General features: G+C 71.9%; 13 protein-coding genes. 6 read left to right on the top strand and 7 right to left on the bottom strand.

Going from position 1 to position 14,933, the window contains the following annotated elements; genetic code table 11:
• A partial coding sequence (locus tag EAO76_RS28355; RefSeq protein ID WP_148840353.1) for a serine/threonine-protein kinase occupies positions 1-1,063 on the bottom strand: 1,063 nt, incomplete at its 3' end.
• A 120-nt stretch (positions 1,064-1,183) separates the two neighbouring features.
• Here EAO76_RS28355 and EAO76_RS28350 point away from each other — a divergent pair.
• Positions 1,184-2,275, top strand: a complete 1,092-nt coding sequence (locus EAO76_RS28350; RefSeq protein ID WP_187438822.1) for a serine hydrolase domain-containing protein — start codon at positions 1,184-1,186, stop codon at positions 2,273-2,275.
• Between the two features lie 82 nt (positions 2,276-2,357).
• On the opposite strand, the gene EAO76_RS28345 is transcribed toward EAO76_RS28350, so the two are convergent.
• The gene (locus tag EAO76_RS28345) at positions 2,358-4,064 is read right to left on the bottom strand and encodes a glycerol-3-phosphate dehydrogenase/oxidase (protein ID WP_148838758.1); all 1,707 of its coding nucleotides are present in this window, start codon (positions 4,062-4,064) and stop codon (positions 2,358-2,360) included.
• 257 nt (positions 4,065-4,321) lie between these two features.
• On the opposite strand from EAO76_RS28345, the gene EAO76_RS28340 reads away from it, so the two are divergent.
• Together EAO76_RS28340 and EAO76_RS28335 are read left to right on the top strand one after the other, a co-directional pair.
• The gene (locus EAO76_RS28340) at positions 4,322-5,584 is read left to right on the top strand and encodes a nucleotide sugar dehydrogenase (RefSeq protein WP_148838757.1); all 1,263 of its coding nucleotides are present in this window, start codon (positions 4,322-4,324) and stop codon (positions 5,582-5,584) included.
• Between the two features lie 105 nt (positions 5,585-5,689).
• The gene (locus EAO76_RS28335) at positions 5,690-6,289 is read left to right on the top strand and encodes a proline-rich domain-containing protein (RefSeq protein ID WP_148838756.1); all 600 of its coding nucleotides are present in this window, start codon (positions 5,690-5,692) and stop codon (positions 6,287-6,289) included.
• Positions 6,290-6,434: 145 nt separating this feature from the next.
• Here EAO76_RS28335 and EAO76_RS28330 read toward each other — a convergent pair whose 3' ends face one another.
• The 4 genes from EAO76_RS28330 to EAO76_RS28315 all read right to left on the bottom strand — a co-directional run bounded on the left by EAO76_RS28330 (position 6,435) and on the right by EAO76_RS28315 (position 10,910).
• On the bottom strand, positions 6,435-7,559 hold the full coding sequence (locus tag EAO76_RS28330) for a GuaB3 family IMP dehydrogenase-related protein (RefSeq protein WP_148838755.1): 1,125 nt from the start codon (positions 7,557-7,559) through the stop codon (positions 6,435-6,437).
• A 107-nt stretch (positions 7,560-7,666) separates the two neighbouring features.
• Entirely contained in the window at positions 7,667-9,172 is a 1,506-nt protein-coding gene (gene guaB / locus EAO76_RS28325) for an IMP dehydrogenase (protein WP_148838754.1), read from the bottom strand.
• Between the two features lie 238 nt (positions 9,173-9,410).
• Entirely contained in the window at positions 9,411-9,986 is a 576-nt protein-coding gene (locus tag EAO76_RS28320; protein WP_148838753.1) for a sigma-70 family RNA polymerase sigma factor, read from the bottom strand.
• Positions 9,987-10,298: 312 nt separating this feature from the next.
• A complete protein-coding gene (locus EAO76_RS28315) occupies positions 10,299-10,910 on the bottom strand; it encodes a response regulator transcription factor (RefSeq protein ID WP_003948568.1) in 612 nt (203 codons plus the stop codon).
• Positions 10,911-11,321: 411 nt separating this feature from the next.
• Here EAO76_RS28315 and EAO76_RS28310 point away from each other — a divergent pair, with 411 nt between their 5' ends.
• Positions 11,322-11,645, top strand: a complete 324-nt coding sequence (locus EAO76_RS28310) for a WhiB family transcriptional regulator (RefSeq protein WP_148838752.1) — start codon at positions 11,322-11,324, stop codon at positions 11,643-11,645.
• A gap of 334 nt (positions 11,646-11,979) precedes the next feature.
• Here EAO76_RS28310 and EAO76_RS28305 read toward each other — a convergent pair whose 3' ends face one another.
• Entirely contained in the window at positions 11,980-12,870 is an 891-nt protein-coding gene (locus tag EAO76_RS28305; RefSeq protein ID WP_148838751.1) for a LysR family transcriptional regulator, read from the bottom strand.
• Positions 12,871-12,968: 98 nt separating this feature from the next.
• Between EAO76_RS28305 and EAO76_RS28300 the strand changes: the two genes are divergently transcribed.
• Positions 12,969-13,664 carry an MOSC domain-containing protein gene (locus EAO76_RS28300; RefSeq protein WP_148840351.1) on the top strand — a complete coding sequence of 232 codons (696 nt, stop codon included), beginning with the start codon at positions 12,969-12,971 and terminating at the stop codon, positions 13,662-13,664.
• A gap of 232 nt (positions 13,665-13,896) precedes the next feature.
• Entirely contained in the window at positions 13,897-14,670 is a 774-nt protein-coding gene (locus EAO76_RS28295) for an SDR family oxidoreductase (protein WP_148838750.1), read from the top strand.
• Positions 14,671-14,933 lie beyond the last annotated feature (263 nt).

Here is a 14,933-nt window from a genome sequence, read left to right as displayed (position 1 = left end):
GGGTGGCGGCAGCGGCCGTACCGGCGGCGGCGACCGGGGTCGCCTTCGCGTTGCGCACGGAACGCAGCGCGCCCCGCAGCCGGTCCCGCGCGCCCTCGCCCTGCTCCGCGGACTTCGACGCCGCCTTGGGGCGGGGCTCGTCCGGCGCCTTGGGCAGGGCCATGACCTGGGTGGCCTCGGCGGGCGGAACCACCACCGGCTCCGGCTTCTCGGGAGCGTGGATCACGTCGTTGAGCAGGGTGCGGGCGCCCGCGTCGTCGAGCCGCTGCTCGGGGTCCTTGGCGAGGAGGCCGTAGATGACGTCCTTCAGCGGACCGGCGTTCTTCGGCGGGTCGAGCGGCTCGGTCATCACCGCGGTCAGGGTGGCGATCGCCGACCCCTTGTCGTACGGCGGGGTGCCCTCGACGCTGGCGTACAGCAGGCCGCCGAGCGACCACAGGTCGGCGGGCGGGCCCGGCTTGTGCCCGCGGGCGCGCTCCGGGGAGATGTACGAGGGCGCGCCGACGAGCATGCCCGTCGAGGTGACCGACGGGTCGCCCTCGACCTGGGCGATGCCGAAGTCGGTCAGCACGACCCGGCCGTCCTCGGCGATCAGCACGTTGGACGGCTTCACGTCACGGTGCAGGATGCCCTCGCGGTGCGCCGATCTGAGCACGTCGAGTATCGCGAGGCCGACCTCGGCCGCCCGCTTCGGCGTCAGGACCCCGTCCTCGCGGATGGCCTCGGCGAGGGACTTGCCCTCGATGAGCTCCATCACGATCCACGGCCGGTCGTCCTCGTCGACCACGTCGTAGACCGTCACGGCGCCGTTGTTGCGGATCCTGGCGATCGCCTTCGCCTCGCGCAGGGTGCGCGTGATGAGCCGGCGCTTCTCGTCCTCGTCGATGGCCGAGGGGAACCTCAGTTCCTTGACCGCGACCGTGCGCCCCAGCGTCTCGTCGGCGGCACGCCAGACCGTGCCCATACCGCCCCGGCCGAGCACCTCCCCGAGCCGGTACCGACCCGCGAGGAGACGTCCGTCCGTGTCCCGTTGGGGCTCCCGTGCCTGCTCCGCCTCCGACATGCGTCCCCTCTGCGATCAACCCGCCCTGGCAGAGCGTTCATTGTCCCTCACCCCGGCACCGGTCGTGGTGCCGGGTCCACGGGCCCGTCATGATGTGCCCGGAGAAAGGGTTTCCCCGCCATGCCGATGCCCAGGGCACTGTTCGTCACCCCGTTGGTGCTGGTGCTGTTCGCTCTGGGAACAGCGACCCCGCCCAGCGAACCACACCTCGCCCCCGCAGCCACCCACCTTCCGCGGCTCGTCGCCCGGGGAGGCACCCCCACGGCGGCGCTGCTGGCCCGTCGGGTCTCCTCCGCACCGTACGACACCTACCGTTCGACGGGGCCGGGCATCCGACAGGCGGACCGGTTCCGGGCGGGCAGCGTCACCAAGACCTTCGTCGCCACGGTCGTGCTCCAACTCGCCGGGGAACGACGGCTGCGCCTGTCCGACACCGTCGACCGGCTGCTGCCCGGACTGATCGGGGGTCACGGCAACGACGGCCGCCGCATCACCCTGCGCGCCCTGCTCAACCACACCAGCGGCCTGTACGACTACACCGCCGACGCGTCCGCCCATCCCGTCTCCCCCGCCGACGCGATCCGGGTCGCCCTGGCCCACCGCCCGACGGGCGCCCCCGGCCACTACGCCTACTCCAACACCAATTACGCCGTACTCGGACTCGTCGTTCAACGGGTCACCGGCCACAGCTACGCCACCGAGATCCGCGACCGCATCATCAACCCCCTCCGTCTCACCGGCACCTCCCTCCCGGGCGCCCGCACCCACCTGCCCGCCCCGCACGGCCGCGGCTACACCCGCGACCCGGCCGACGGCACGCTCCGCGACGTCACCGTCCTCGACCCGCGCGCGGCGGGCGCGGCCGGGGAGCTGATCTCCACCCTCGGCGACCTCGACCGTTTCCAGTCGGCCCTGCTGGGCGGCCGCCTCCTCCCGCCGGCCCAGCTGACGGCCATGCTGGACACGGAGGCCACGCACGGCGCCTACGGCCTGGGCATCCATCCGCTGAAGCTGTCCTGCGGCATCACCGTCTGGGGCCACAGCGGCCGCATAGCGGGCAGTTACGTCCGTACCGCCGCCACCCGCGACGGGCGGCACACCCTGACGTACCGCACCGACACGGACACCCTGACCGACGGGGACTCCCTCGAACAGGCACTGCTCGACGCGGAGTTCTGCACCCCGGCCGCCCCCGCTCCCTCTCCCTCCTGAGCCGCCGTCCCTTTTCCCGAGCCGTGTGCGCCGTCCCCTGCCGGCGCACACGGCCGCGCGACGGCAGCCCCGGCGGGGCCGCCTAGATCGGCACGATGTCCGGGGCCCCCAGCCGCGCCGCGTCGGCCGTGAGGTCGTCCGGCTGCCGCTGCGACTCCCGTTCCGCCTGCACCCGCTTCTCGTAGTGCTCGACCTCCCGGTCGACCTGCCCCTCGTCCCAGCCCAGCACCGGTGCCATCAGCTCCGCGCAGATCCTGGCGCTGCGCGTGCCCCGGTCGAAGGTCTCTATGGAGATCCGGGTGCGACGGGTCAGTACGTCGTCGAGGTGACGCGCGCCCTCGTGCGAGGCCGCGTAGACGATCTCGGCCTTCAGGTAGTCGTCGGCCGCGGGCAGCGGCTCGCCCAGCGCCGGATCGCCGACGACGAGTTCGAGGATCTCCTCGGTCATGGAGCCGTAGCGGTTGAGCAGGTGCTCGACCCGGGCGACGTGCAGGCCGGTCCTGGCCGCGATCCTCGCGCGGGCGTTCCACAGCGCCCGGTACCCCTCGGCCCCCAGCAGCGGGACGTCCTCGGTGACGCAGGCCGCCACCCGCTGGTCGAGGCCGTGCACCGCCTCGTCCACCGCGTCCTTCGCCATCACCCGGTACGTCGTGTACTTGCCGCCCGCCACGACCACGAGGCCCGGCAGCGGATGCGCCACCGTGTGCTCGCGCGAGAGCTTGCTGGTGGCGTCGGATTCCCCGGCCAGCAGCGGCCGCAGGCCGGCGTAGACGCCCTCGACGTCGTCCCTGGTCAGGGGCGTGGCCAGGACCGAGTTGACGTGTTCGAGCAGATAGTCGATGTCGGCGCTGGACGCCGCCGGGTGCGCCTTGTCCAGGTCCCAGTCGGTGTCCGTGGTCCCGATGATCCAGTGCCGGCCCCACGGGATGACGAAGAGGACGGACTTCTCGGTCCGCAGGATCAGCCCGGTCGTGGAGTGGATGCGGTCCTTGGGGACGACCAGGTGGATGCCCTTGGACGCCCGTACGTGGAACTGGCCGCGCTCCCCGATCAGCGCCTGGGTGTCGTCCGTCCACACCCCGGTCGCGTTGACCACCTGCTTGGCCCTGACCTCGTACTCCCGGCCCGTCTCGACGTCCTCGACGCGGGCGCCGACGACCCGTTCGCCCTCCCGCAGGAAGCCGATCACCCGCGCCCGGTTGGCCACGTGCGCGCCGTAACCGGAGGCGGTGCGCACCAGTGTCGCCACGTAGCGGGCGTCGTCCATCTGCGCGTCGTAGTACTGCAACGCCCCGACCAGGGCGTCCTTCCGCAGCGCCGGGGCGACGCGCAGGGCTTGGTGGCGGGAGAGGTGCCGGTGCACGGGCAGCCCCCTGCCGTGGCCCGAGGACACCGACATCGCGTCGTAGAGCGCGACCCCGGAGCCGGCGTAGAACCGCTCCCAGCCCTTGTGCTGCAGGGGGTAGAGGAAGGGCACCGGCTTCACCAGGTGCGGGGCCAGCCGCTGGAGGAGCAGCCCGCGCTCCTTCAGCGCCTCCCGCACGAGCGCGAAGTCGAGCATCTCCAGATAGCGCAGCCCGCCGTGGATCAGCTTGCTCGACCTGCTCGATGTGCCCGACGCCCAGTCCCGGGCCTCGACCAGGCCGGTCGAGAGCCCTCTCGTCACCGCGTCCAGCGCCGTACCGGCGCCGACCACGCCCGCTCCCACGACCAGCACGTCCAGTTCGCGCTCGGCCATCGCGGCCAGCGCCTCGGCGCGTTCCGCGGGTCCCAGTGTCGCTGTCCTCACCGCTGCCTCCCGGATGGATCGGGGTGGTCCGGCACCGGAGCGCGACCCGACGTGAAAGCCGGACGGCCCGTGCCCACCTCTCGATTCTGTCCGCCGTCCACGACTTCGGCCACCGCCTGTGGACAACACCAGGACGACGGGAGCCCCGCAATGCGACATATAGGTCATATTTAACCCTAGTGTGACATTGCGCTGTCCCAGCAGTTGCGCTTTCTGCCTTCATGGTCCTGGACCGATCGGGAAGGACGGCCCTCCACATGCCCGCAGACCTCGCCGTCATCGGCCTCGGCCACCTCGGCCTGCCCCTCGCCCAAGCCGCCGTGTCCGCCGGCATCGAGACCGTCGGCTACGACACCGACCCACGCGCCTGCACGGAGCTCTCCGCGGGCCGCACCCCCGTCGAGGGGTCGCTCACCGCCTCGGAGATCCGCCGGATGCTCTCCGGCGGGTTCCGCCCCACCACCGACCCGGCCGAACTGGGCCGCGTCCGCACCGCCGTGATCTGCGCGCCCACCCCGCTCGGCGCCGACCGCAACCTCGATCTCACCGCCGTCGGCGACGCGGCCCGCGCGCTCGCCGCCCGGCTGCGCCCGCACACCACCGTCCTGCTGGAGTCGGCCGTGCCGCCCGGCACCACCGAGAACCACGTGCTGCCGCTGCTCGAAGCCGGGTCCGGGCTGCGCGCCGGCCGCGACTTCCACCTCGCCTGCTCCCCCGGCCGCCTCGACCCCGGCAACCGGACCCACGGCTACGCCAACACCCCCAAGGTCATCGGCGGCCTCACCCCCGCCTGCACCGAATCCGCCGCCGCCTTCTACGGCCGGCTCACCGACAAGGTCGTACGGGCCCGCGGCACGCGCGAGGCCGAGATGACGAAGGTCCTGGAGACCAACTTCCGGCACGTCAACATCGCCCTGGTCAACGAGATGGCGGTGCTCTGCCACGACCTCGGCGTCGACTTCTGGGACGTCATCCGGTGCGCCGAGACCAAGCCCTTCGGCTTCCAGCCGTTCCGGCCCGGCCCCGGCGTCGGCGGCCACGGCGCCCCCGTCGACCCGGGCTGCCTCCCGTACCGCAGCCGCACCCCCGGCCACCCGCTGCGCATGGTCTCGCTCGCCCAGGAGATCAACGACCGGATGCCGCAGTACGTGATCCAGCGGTGCGCCACCCTGCTGAACGAGCACGGGAAGTCCGTCCGCGGCGCCCGGGTGCTGCTGCTCGGCGTCACCTACAAGCCCGACCTCGCCGACCAGGAGGCGTCCCCCGCCCGGGAGATCGCGGGCCGGCTGATGGACATGGGGGCGCAGATCGGCTACCACGACCCGCACGTCCTGGACTGGCGGGTGCGCGAGCTGCCCGTTCCCCGTGCCGACTCGCTGTACGAGGCCGCGTCGAGCGCCGACCTCACGGTGCTGCTCCAGCACCACCGGACCTACGACCTCCAGGGCCTCGCGGTGAAGGCACAGCTCCTCCTGGACACCCGTGGGGCCACCCCGGCGGGGGCCGCGCATCGGCTGTGAGGAGGGTTTCGCGGAAGATTCCGGTGGGCGATGTCACAGACGGCTGCTAGCCTGCGGCGTCACTTCTCGCACAATCGTGCGCTTCCGTCCCAGGGGGATTCCTTCATGAGCCAGCCCGTGCCGCCGCCGAACCAGCCGCAGCAGCCGTACAACGCCCAGCCCGGCGGCAACCCGTACGGGGGCCAGCAGCCGGGTGACAACCCGTACGGGGGCCAGCAGCCGGGTGGCAACCCGTTCGGGGGCCAGCAGCCCGGCCAGCCCGGCGTGCCGTTCGGCGGCGCGCCGTTCGCCCCTCCGGCCCCGGTGCGCGACAAGGTGGGCCTCGGTCTGCTGACGGCGCTGGTCACGGCGCTGGTCGCGGCCTTCCTGTACGGCGTCATCGCCGGTGCGATCGAGCGCGAGATCGGCTACATCGCCATCGGTGTCGGCTTCCTGATCGGCTTCGCGGCGAGCAAGGTCGGCGGCCGCAACCCGATCCTGCCCGTGGTCAGCGCCGTCCTGTCGGTGGGCGCCGTCTACCTCGGCCAGCTCATCGGCGTCTCGATCATCCTGTCCGACCTGGCCCAGCAGTCCGCGGCCACGCTGTTCTTCGACAACTTCGACGTGCTGACGAAGGCGTGGAGCGAGGCGGCGGACTTCAAGGCGTACATCTTCCTGCTGCTCGGTGCCGTCGCCGCCTTCGGTGGCGCCAAGAAGGCCGCGTAACCCCGGCCCGGTCCCGCACCGGGCGGATCCACCGGACACGGGCGAGGGCCCCGCACACCGCGATCGCGGTGTGCGGGGCCCTCGCCCGTTCTTCCGTACGTCCCGTACGCCCTGTGCGTCCCGTACGTCCCGTGCGGGGCGGTGCTCAGCGGCTGTGCTGCGAGTCCGCCACCGTCACCTCGACGCGCTGGAACTCCTTGAGGTCGCTGTACCCCGTCGTCGCCATCGCCCGGCGCAGCGCGCCGAAGATGTTCATCGAGCCGTCGGGGGTGTGCGAGGGGCCTGTCAGGACCTCCTCGGTGGTGCCGACGGAGCCCAGGTCCACCAGCTTGCCGCGCGGTACGTCCTCGTGGACGGCCTCCATGCCCCAGTGCCGGCCGCGGCCCGGCGCGTCGGTGGCGCGGGCCAGCGGGGAGCCCATCATCACGGCGTCCGCACCGCAGGCGATGGCCTTCGGCAGGTCGCCGGACCAGCCGACGCCGCCGTCCGCGATCACGTGCACGTACCGGCCGCCGGACTCGTCCATGTAGTCCCGGCGGGCCCCGGCCACGTCGGCGACCGCGGTCGCCATCGGGACCTGGATGCCGAAGACGTTGCGCGTGGTGTGCGCGGCACCGCCGCCGAAGCCGACGAGGACACCGGCCGCGCCGGTGCGCATCAGGTGCAGGGCGGCGGTGTACGTGGCGCAGCCGCCGACGATCACCGGGACGTCCAGCTCGTAGATGAACTGCTTGAGGTTCAGCGGCTCGGCCGCGCCGGAGACGTGCTCGGCGGAGACCGTCGTGCCGCGGATGACGAAGATGTCCACGCCCGCGTCGACGACGGCCTTGGAGAACTGGGCGGTGCGCTGCGGGGAGAGCGCGGCGGCGGTGACGACGCCGGAGTCGCGCACCTCCTTGATGCGCTGCCCGATCAGCTCCTCCTGGATCGGGGCGGAGTAGATCTCCTGGAGGCGGCGGGTCGCCGACTCGACGGGCATCTCCGCGATCTCGTCGAGCAGCGGCTGCGGGTCGGCGTGCCGGGTCCACAGCCCTTCCAGGTTGAGGACGCCGAGGCCACCGAGCTCGCCGATGCGGATCGCGGTCTGCGGGGAGACCACCGAGTCCATGGGGGCGGCCAGGAACGGCAGCTCGAACCGGTAGGCGTCGATCTGCCAGGCGATCGAGACCTCCTTCGGGTCGCGGGTGCGACGGCTCGGTACGACGGCGATGTCGTCGAATGCGTACGCCCGGCGGCCGCGCTTGCCGCGCCCGATCTCGATCTCAGTCACGATGGTGTGGCCTTTCCCTCTATGTCTGCGCTGTCCAGTATCCCCGACACACGCCTGAGGGGCGGTCCCGGGAACCCCCGGGGCCGCCCCTCAGGCGTGTGGCCGCGTCACTTCCTGCTGTAGTTCGGCGCCTCGACCGTCATCTGGATGTCGTGCGGGTGGCTCTCCTTGAGACCCGCCGAGGTGATCCGGACGAACCGGCCGTTCTCCTGGAGCTCGGGAACGGTGCGTCCGCCGACGTAGAACATCGACTGGCGCAGACCGCCGGTGAGCTGGTGGACGACCGCGGAGAGCGGGCCGCGGTAGGGGACCTGGCCCTCGATGCCCTCGGGGACCAGCTTCTCGTCGGAGGCCACGCCCTCCTGGAAGTAGCGGTCCTTGGAGAAGGACTTGCGGTCGCCGCGGCTCTGCATCGCGCCGAGCGAGCCCATGCCCCGGTAGGACTTGAACTGCTTGCCGTTGATGAACATCAGCTCGCCCGGGGACTCCTCGCAGCCCGCGAGCAGCGAGCCGAGCATCACGGTGTCCGCACCGGCCACCAGGGCCTTGGCGATGTCGCCGGAGTACTGCAGGCCGCCGTCGCCGATGACCGGGACACCGGCCGCCTTGGCGGCGAGCGACGCCTCGTAGATCGCGGTGACCTGCGGGACGCCGATGCCGGCGACGACGCGGGTGGTGCAGATGGAGCCGGGGCCGACGCCGACCTTGATGCCGTCGACACCCGCGTCGATCAGCGACTGCGCGCCGTCCCGGGTGGCGATGTTGCCACCGATGACGTCGACGCCGGACGCGTTCGACTTGATCTTGGCGACCATGTCGCCGACCAGCCGGGAGTGGCCGTGGGCGGTGTCCACGACGATGAAGTCGACACCGGCCTCGACGAGCGCCTGGGCCCGCTCGAAGGCGTCACCGGCGACGCCGACGGCGGCACCGACCAGCAGCCGGCCTTCCTTGTCCTTGGCGGCGTTCGGGTACTTCTCGGCCTTGACGAAGTCCTTGACGGTGATGAGGCCCTTGAGGACCCCGGAATCGTCGACCAGCGGGAGCTTCTCGATCTTGTGGCGGCGCAGCAGCTCCATGGCGTCCACGCCGGAGATGCCGACCTTGCCGGTGACCAGCGGCATCGGCGTCATGACCTCGCGCACCTGGCGCGTGCGGTCCGACTCGAAGGCCATGTCGCGGTTGGTGACGATGCCGAGCAGCTTGCCCGCGGCGTCGGTGACCGGGACACCGCTGATGCGGAACTTGGCGCACAGCTCGTCGGCCTCGCGCAGCGTCGCGTCCGGGTGCACCGTGATCGGGTCGGTGACCATGCCGGACTCGGAGCGCTTCACCAGGTCGACCTGGTTGGCCTGGTCGGCGATGGAGAGGTTGCGGTGCAGCACACCGACGCCGCCCTGCCGGGCCATGGCGATCGCCATGCGGGCCTCGGTGACCTTGTCCATCGCGGCGGAGAGCAGCGGGATGTTCACCCGCACGTTCTTGGAGATGTACGAGGAGGTGTCGATCTGGTCGGGCGCCATGTCGGACGCGCCGGGCAGCAGCAGCACGTCGTCGTATGTCAGCCCGAGCGTCGCGAATTTCTCGGGCACTCCGTCGACGTTTGCAGTCATGACACCTTCCCCAAATGGCCTTGATCGGTGCGGATGTCCATGCTAACGGCCTTCGGGGGTGTCTCATTCCACGAACAAGATCACCTGGAGGTTCTGTGGCTTCGCACAGGCCGATGAGGGCCGGCACGAAGGCTTCGCGGGGGCCGGTACGGAAGCCTCGTCAAGGCCCGGCAAAGGATTCGCGGGCCCGGTCGGGAGCTTCGCCGGAACCCGGTCGGGAGCTTCGCCGGGCCCGGTCTCACTGTTCCGCGAGGGCCCTCAGCCGGCTCAGCGCCCGGTGCTGGGCGACCCGGACCGCCCCCGGGGACATACCCAGCATCTGCCCGGTCTCCTCCGCCGTCAGCCCCACGGCGACCCGGAGGACGAGCAGCTCGCGCTGGTTGTCCGGGAGGTTGGCGAGAAGCTTCTTCGCCCAGGCGGCATCGCTGCTGAGCAGGGCCCGCTCCTCGGGGCCGAGCGAGTCGTCGGGCCGCTCGGGCATCTCGTCCGAGGGCACGGCGGTCGATCCCGGGTGCCGCATGGCGGCGCGCTGGAGATCGGCGACCTTGTGCCCCGCGATGGCGAAGACGAACGCCTCGAAGGGCCTGCCGGTGTCCTTGTAGCGCGGCAGCGCCATCAGCACCGCGACGCAGACCTCCTGCGCCAGGTCCTCCACGAAGTGGCGGGCGTCACCGGGCAGCCGGTTCAGCCGCGACCTGCAGTAGCGCAGGGCGAGGGGGTGGACGTGGGCCAGCAGATCGTGAGTGGCCTGCGCGTCGCCCTCGACGGCGCGGTGCACCAGGGCACCGATCGCCGTCGTCTCGTCGTCGCGCATCGGACCATGGTGCCTCGGAGCCTCGCCATCCGTGCCACCGCGTCCGGAGTTGTGCACCGAAGCGTTATGAGCGGGTGCGCCGGAAGTCATGTCCTGCGCCCTCCCCTTCCGCTGGACCGAATCGTTCCCGAGGAACTCCACCCCGAGGAACTCCACGTCTCAAGGATGCGGCATCGGCCGGGAAGCGTCACATACCGTCGGCCCGGCGGGCGCCGCGGACGGCACGGAAGCCGCCGGGCGCACGTCGGCCGCGTCGCCCCGCCCGCCGGTGTGCGGGCGGGGAACCACTCGGCCGCCGGACCCGGCCGCCCCTCAGCGGACCAGCCCCCAGCGGAAGCCGAGCGCGACGGCGTGCGCCCGGTCCGAGGCCCCGAGCTTCTTGAACAGACGCCTGGCGTGGGTCTTCACCGTGTCCTCGGAGAGGAAGAGCTCGCGGCCGATCTCGGCGTTCGAACGGCCGTGGCTCATCCCTTCCAGCACCTGGATCTCCCGCGCGGTGAGCGTCGGCGCCGCCCCCATCTCGGCCGACCGCAGCCGGCGCGGGGCGAGCCGCCACGTCGGGTCGGCCAGCGCCTGGGTGACGGTGGCCCGCAGCTCCGCCCGGGAGGCGTCCTTGTGCAGATAGCCGCGGGCGCCGGCGGCGACCGCGAGCGCGACCCCGTCCAGGTCCTCGGCGACGGTCAGCATGATGATCCTGGCGCCGGGGTCGGCGGAGAGCAGCCGCCGGACCGTCTCCACACCTCCCAGGCCGGGCATGCGTACGTCCATCAGAATCAGATCCGAACGGTCGGCGCCCCAGCGGCGGAGGACTTCCTCGCCATTGGCCGCCGTCGTCACCCGCTCGACGCCGGGCACGGTCGCGACCGCGCGTCGGAGCGCTTCTCGGGCGAGCGGGGAGTCGTCGCAGACGAGAACGGATGTCATGACCGTCCTCCGCAGCTGATGCGCGTCACCTTGTGCCTCCAGGCTGTTACAAGTCGTCACCTGCGCGGTTGACACTCTCGGACACCTGCCCGATCGCTTTTTCCGCCAACCGCCTCCGCCCTCTCAACGACGGTCACTCGAAAGAGTTACGGGTCGGACAAGCGGGTTCGGCACTCTACGTGAGAGGCCGCACACAGAGGGGAACGGCACGGATCATCCAACGGTCAACCGAAACTTCACATGAAGATATGCCCCATTTAGCGGGTTTTCTTCCCTTTTGCTGGCGTCTATGACTAGATTCGCAATCAGTCATATTTACATCTGCTTACACCGTAGTTGTACGGTCGTGGGCACGGTCAACGACAGACGACTCGACGTTTCCGACTCAGCACGGTTTCGAGGGGACAAGCAATGGCAGATTTCTCCCGCCTTCCCGGACCCAACGCCGATCTGTGGGACTGGCAGCTGCTGGCGGCCTGCCGCGGGGTCGACAGTTCGCTGTTCTTCCACCCGGAGGGTGAGCGCGGAGCCGCCCGGAGCGCCCGCGAGAACTCGGCGAAAGAGGTCTGCATGCGTTGCCCGGTGCGCGCCGAGTGCGCGGCGCACGCCCTGGCCGTACGAGAGCCCTACGGCGTGTGGGGCGGACTGACCGAGGACGAGCGCGAGGAGCTCATGGGACGGGCCCGCAGCCGGCTGATCGCGGCGGGCGTGCCGTCCGCCCCGGGGCACGGCTGACCCCACCACAGCCCCCGCACAACCAGCGGAGAAACGTTTCTGCACTTCAACCGGCCGCACGGTGCCCGACGACCACCGCCCCGGACGGCCGCCGATCCCGGACGCCCGTCCGGCCCGGGACGGCCATCACCCCGGGACGACCGTCACGCCCCGGACACCCGACGGCTCCGGACAGTTGCCGGCTCCGGACACCCGCCGACTTCGGGCATCCGCCGGTCCCGGACACCCGCCCGCTTCGGACACCTGCCGGTCCCGGACACCCGCCCATTTCGGACACCCGCCGGTCCCGGACGACCGACGCCCCGCCTCCGTGAGCCGGGCCCTCCCGGGACGCTCAGCGGGCAGCTGCCAGGGACAGCCGGTCCAGCGTGGCCGCCACCGCCGGGACCTGCGCGAGGTCGGGCAGGGTCAGCGCGACGATCTCGCGCTCGACGGCCGGTTCCACCGTCACGGTCCGCACCCCCTTGGGGCGTACCGACTCGATCGCCAGTTCCGGCAGCACGGCCACGCCGAGCCCGGCACCGACCAGGCCGACCACCGCCGGGTAGTCGTCGGTGGCGAAGTCGATCCGGGGCGTGAAGCCCGACTCCTCGCACACCTCGACCAGCTGCCGACGGCAGCGCGGACAGCCCGCGATCCACGACTCGTCGGCCAGCTCGGCGATGCCCACCGCGTCCTCCCCGGCCAGCCGGTGCCCCTCGGGGACCAGCCCGATCAGCCGGTCGGTGAGCAGCGGGCGCACGACCAGGTCCTCCCACTCGGCGCCGCAGCTGCCGTACCGGAACGCCAGGGCGATGTCGCAGTCGCCCTCGCGCAGCATCTCGACCGAGCGCGGCGGCTCGGCCTCGACCAGGGAGACCCGGGTCCCCGGATGGGCCGCGCGCAGTGCCGCCAGGGCGCCGGGGACCAGGGTGGAGCTGCCGCTGGGGAACGACACCAGCCGGACCCGGCCGGCCCGCAGCCCGGCGATGGCGGCGACCTCCTCCTCCGCGGCGGTGAGCCCGGCGAGGATGCCGGAGGCGTGCCGGACCAGGGCCTCACCCGCCTGGGTCAGGCGCATCTCGCGTCCGGTGCGGATCAGCAGGGTGGTGCCCACGGATGCCTCCAGGGCCTTCATCTGCTGGCTGACCGCCGGCTGGGTGCAGCCCAGTTCGCGGGCGGCGGCGGAGAACGAACCGGTGGTGGACACGGCGCGCAGGACTCGGAGGTGCCGGGCTTCGATCACCCATGAAAGATAAGCGAAACTTGGAGCGCGGGCGAATTATTGCCATGCATCTTTCAGATGTGGTGGTTAGCGTTCTCAGTATGACGTCCATGGAACCGATGACGCTGCTGAGCGTGAACGCGGGACGGCCGGAGGCCGTCGCCCACACCGACTCCCCCAGTGGCACGACCGGCATCGACAAGCGGCCCGTCGACGGCCCCGTGCGGGTCGCCGACCCCGGTCCGAAGGGGACCGGCGGCAGTGGCGTGGCCGGGGACGCGGTGTGCGACCTGCGCCATCACGGCGGCTCCGACCAGGCGGTGTACGCCTTCGCCCGCGAGGAGCTCGACGCGTGGGAGCGGGAGCTGGGGCGTCCACTGGCCAACGGCGTGTTCGGCGAGAACCTGACGACCGGCGGCGTGGACGTGAGCGGCGCCAGGATCGGCGAACGCTGGCGGATCGGCCCCGATCTGGTGCTGGAGGTGACATCGGGCCGGATTCCCTGCCGGACGTTCGCCGGTCACCTCGGCGAGCAGCGCTGGGTCAAGCGGTTCACCGCGGCGGCGGCCCCGGGCGCCTACCTGCGGGTGATCGAGCCGGGTGAGATCCGGGCCGGGGACCCGATCGAGATCGTGCACCGGCCGGACCACGACGTCACCGTGAAGCTGGAGTTCCTGGCCATGACGACCCGCCGGGACCTGCTGCCGGAACTGCTCGCGGCCGGGGACGCGCTGCACCCCGAGTCGCTGCGCGCCGCGCGGGACCGCGTGGAGAAGTACGGCGACCGGCCACCGGCGTCCACGAGCACCGACTGATCCCGGCACTCCGCGCGCGCACGCGGCCCTTGGACGCCGGGCCGGTCCGGGATCCGGCACTCCGCGCGCGCACGCGGCCCTCGGGCGCAGGGCCGGTCCGGGATCCGGCACTCCGCGCGCATACCTCCAGCTCCGCGGCCGTGCCCGTGATTCCGTGACATGCGCCCTGCCGCGGTGAAGGGGTGGCGGGCGGGTCGGACCCGGGTGCGCGCGGGGCACTAACGTGCCGCGTATGACGACTGCACTGATTACGGGCGCGACCGCGGGGATCGGCGCCGCCTTCGCGCGGCGGCTCGCGGCCGACGGGCACAACCTGGTGCTGGTGGCGCGCGACACCGAACGACTGCGCGAGCAGGCGACCGAACTGCACGACCGGCACGGCATCGAGGCCGAGGTGCTGCGGGCCGATCTGTCCGAGGACGAGGGGATCGCCGCGGTCGAGGAACGGTTGACGGACCGTCGCCACCCGGTCGACCTGCTGGTCAACAACGCCGGGTTCGGCAACAAGGGCCAGTACCTGGACGTGCCCATGGCCGACGAGCTGAAGATGCTGAAGGTGCACTGCGAGGCGGTGCTGCGGCTGACCTCGGCGGCGGCGACCGCGATGCGGGAGCGCGGGCGGGGCGGGGTCGTCAACGTGGCCTCGGTGGCGGCGTTCGTGCCGCGCGGGACGTACGGCGCGTCCAAGGCGTGGGTCGTGCAGTTCACCCAGGGCGCGGCGAAGGACCTGGCCGGTTCGGGCGTACGGCTGATGGCGCTGTGCCCGGGATTCGTGCGGACGGAGTTCCACCAGCGGGCCGGGATGGGGACCGGCAACATCCCGGGCTGGATGTGGCTCGACGCGGACAAGCTGGTGGCGGCGGCCCTGGCCGACCTGGCGCGCGGCCGGTCCCTCTCGATCCCGGACCCGCGGTACAAGGCGCTGATGGGGGTCGTGAAGCTGACGCCGCGCGGTCTGCTCGGGGGCGTCACCTCCAGGACGGGCCGCAAGTACGGTCCGCAGTGAGAGTTCGGCCGGCGGCCGGGCGGATACCGAACGGCTGCTTACCGGGCGGGCGGCGGCTCCGTGAGTTTTCACCCACCGGGCCGCCGCCCGGCGAACGCCCACTCACCGGGCGACCGCTCAGCGGGTGTTCACCCACCGGGCTGCCGGGCAGTGAGTGTTCACCCACCAGGTCGCAGGACAGCGAGTGTTCACTCACCGGACGGCGGCTCCGTGAGTGTTCACCCACCGAGCGGCCGCGCAGTGAACGTTCACCCACCGGGCCG

Origin of the sequence: Streptomyces sp. sk2.1, assembly GCF_008120935.1 — a bacterium.
Classification (GTDB): domain Bacteria; phylum Actinomycetota; class Actinomycetes; order Streptomycetales; family Streptomycetaceae; genus Streptomyces.
This window is presented reverse-complemented; position numbering and strand designations above follow the sequence as displayed.

Bases quoted from the DNA above. Each gene is read 5' to 3' on its own strand.
- EAO76_RS28310 (WP_148838752.1), top strand. From the start codon at position 11,322: ATGGCAGATTTCTCCCGCCTTCCCGGACCCAACGCCGATCTGTGGGAC.
- EAO76_RS28350 (WP_187438822.1), top strand. From the start codon at position 1,184: ATGCCGATGCCCAGGGCACTGTTCGTCACCCCGTTGGTGCTGGTGCTG.
- EAO76_RS28320 (WP_148838753.1), bottom strand. From the start codon at position 9,986: ATGCGCGACGACGAGACGACGGCGATCGGTGCCCTGGTGCACCGCGCC.
- EAO76_RS28295 (WP_148838750.1), top strand. From the start codon at position 13,897: ATGACGACTGCACTGATTACGGGCGCGACCGCGGGGATCGGCGCCGCC.
- guaB (WP_148838754.1), bottom strand. From the start codon at position 9,172: ATGACTGCAAACGTCGACGGAGTGCCCGAGAAATTCGCGACGCTCGGG.
- EAO76_RS28300 (WP_148840351.1), top strand. From the start codon at position 12,969: ATGACGCTGCTGAGCGTGAACGCGGGACGGCCGGAGGCCGTCGCCCAC.
- EAO76_RS28340 (WP_148838757.1), top strand. From the start codon at position 4,322: ATGCCCGCAGACCTCGCCGTCATCGGCCTCGGCCACCTCGGCCTGCCC.
- EAO76_RS28315 (WP_003948568.1), bottom strand. From the start codon at position 10,910: ATGACATCCGTTCTCGTCTGCGACGACTCCCCGCTCGCCCGAGAAGCG.
- EAO76_RS28335 (WP_148838756.1), top strand. From the start codon at position 5,690: ATGAGCCAGCCCGTGCCGCCGCCGAACCAGCCGCAGCAGCCGTACAAC.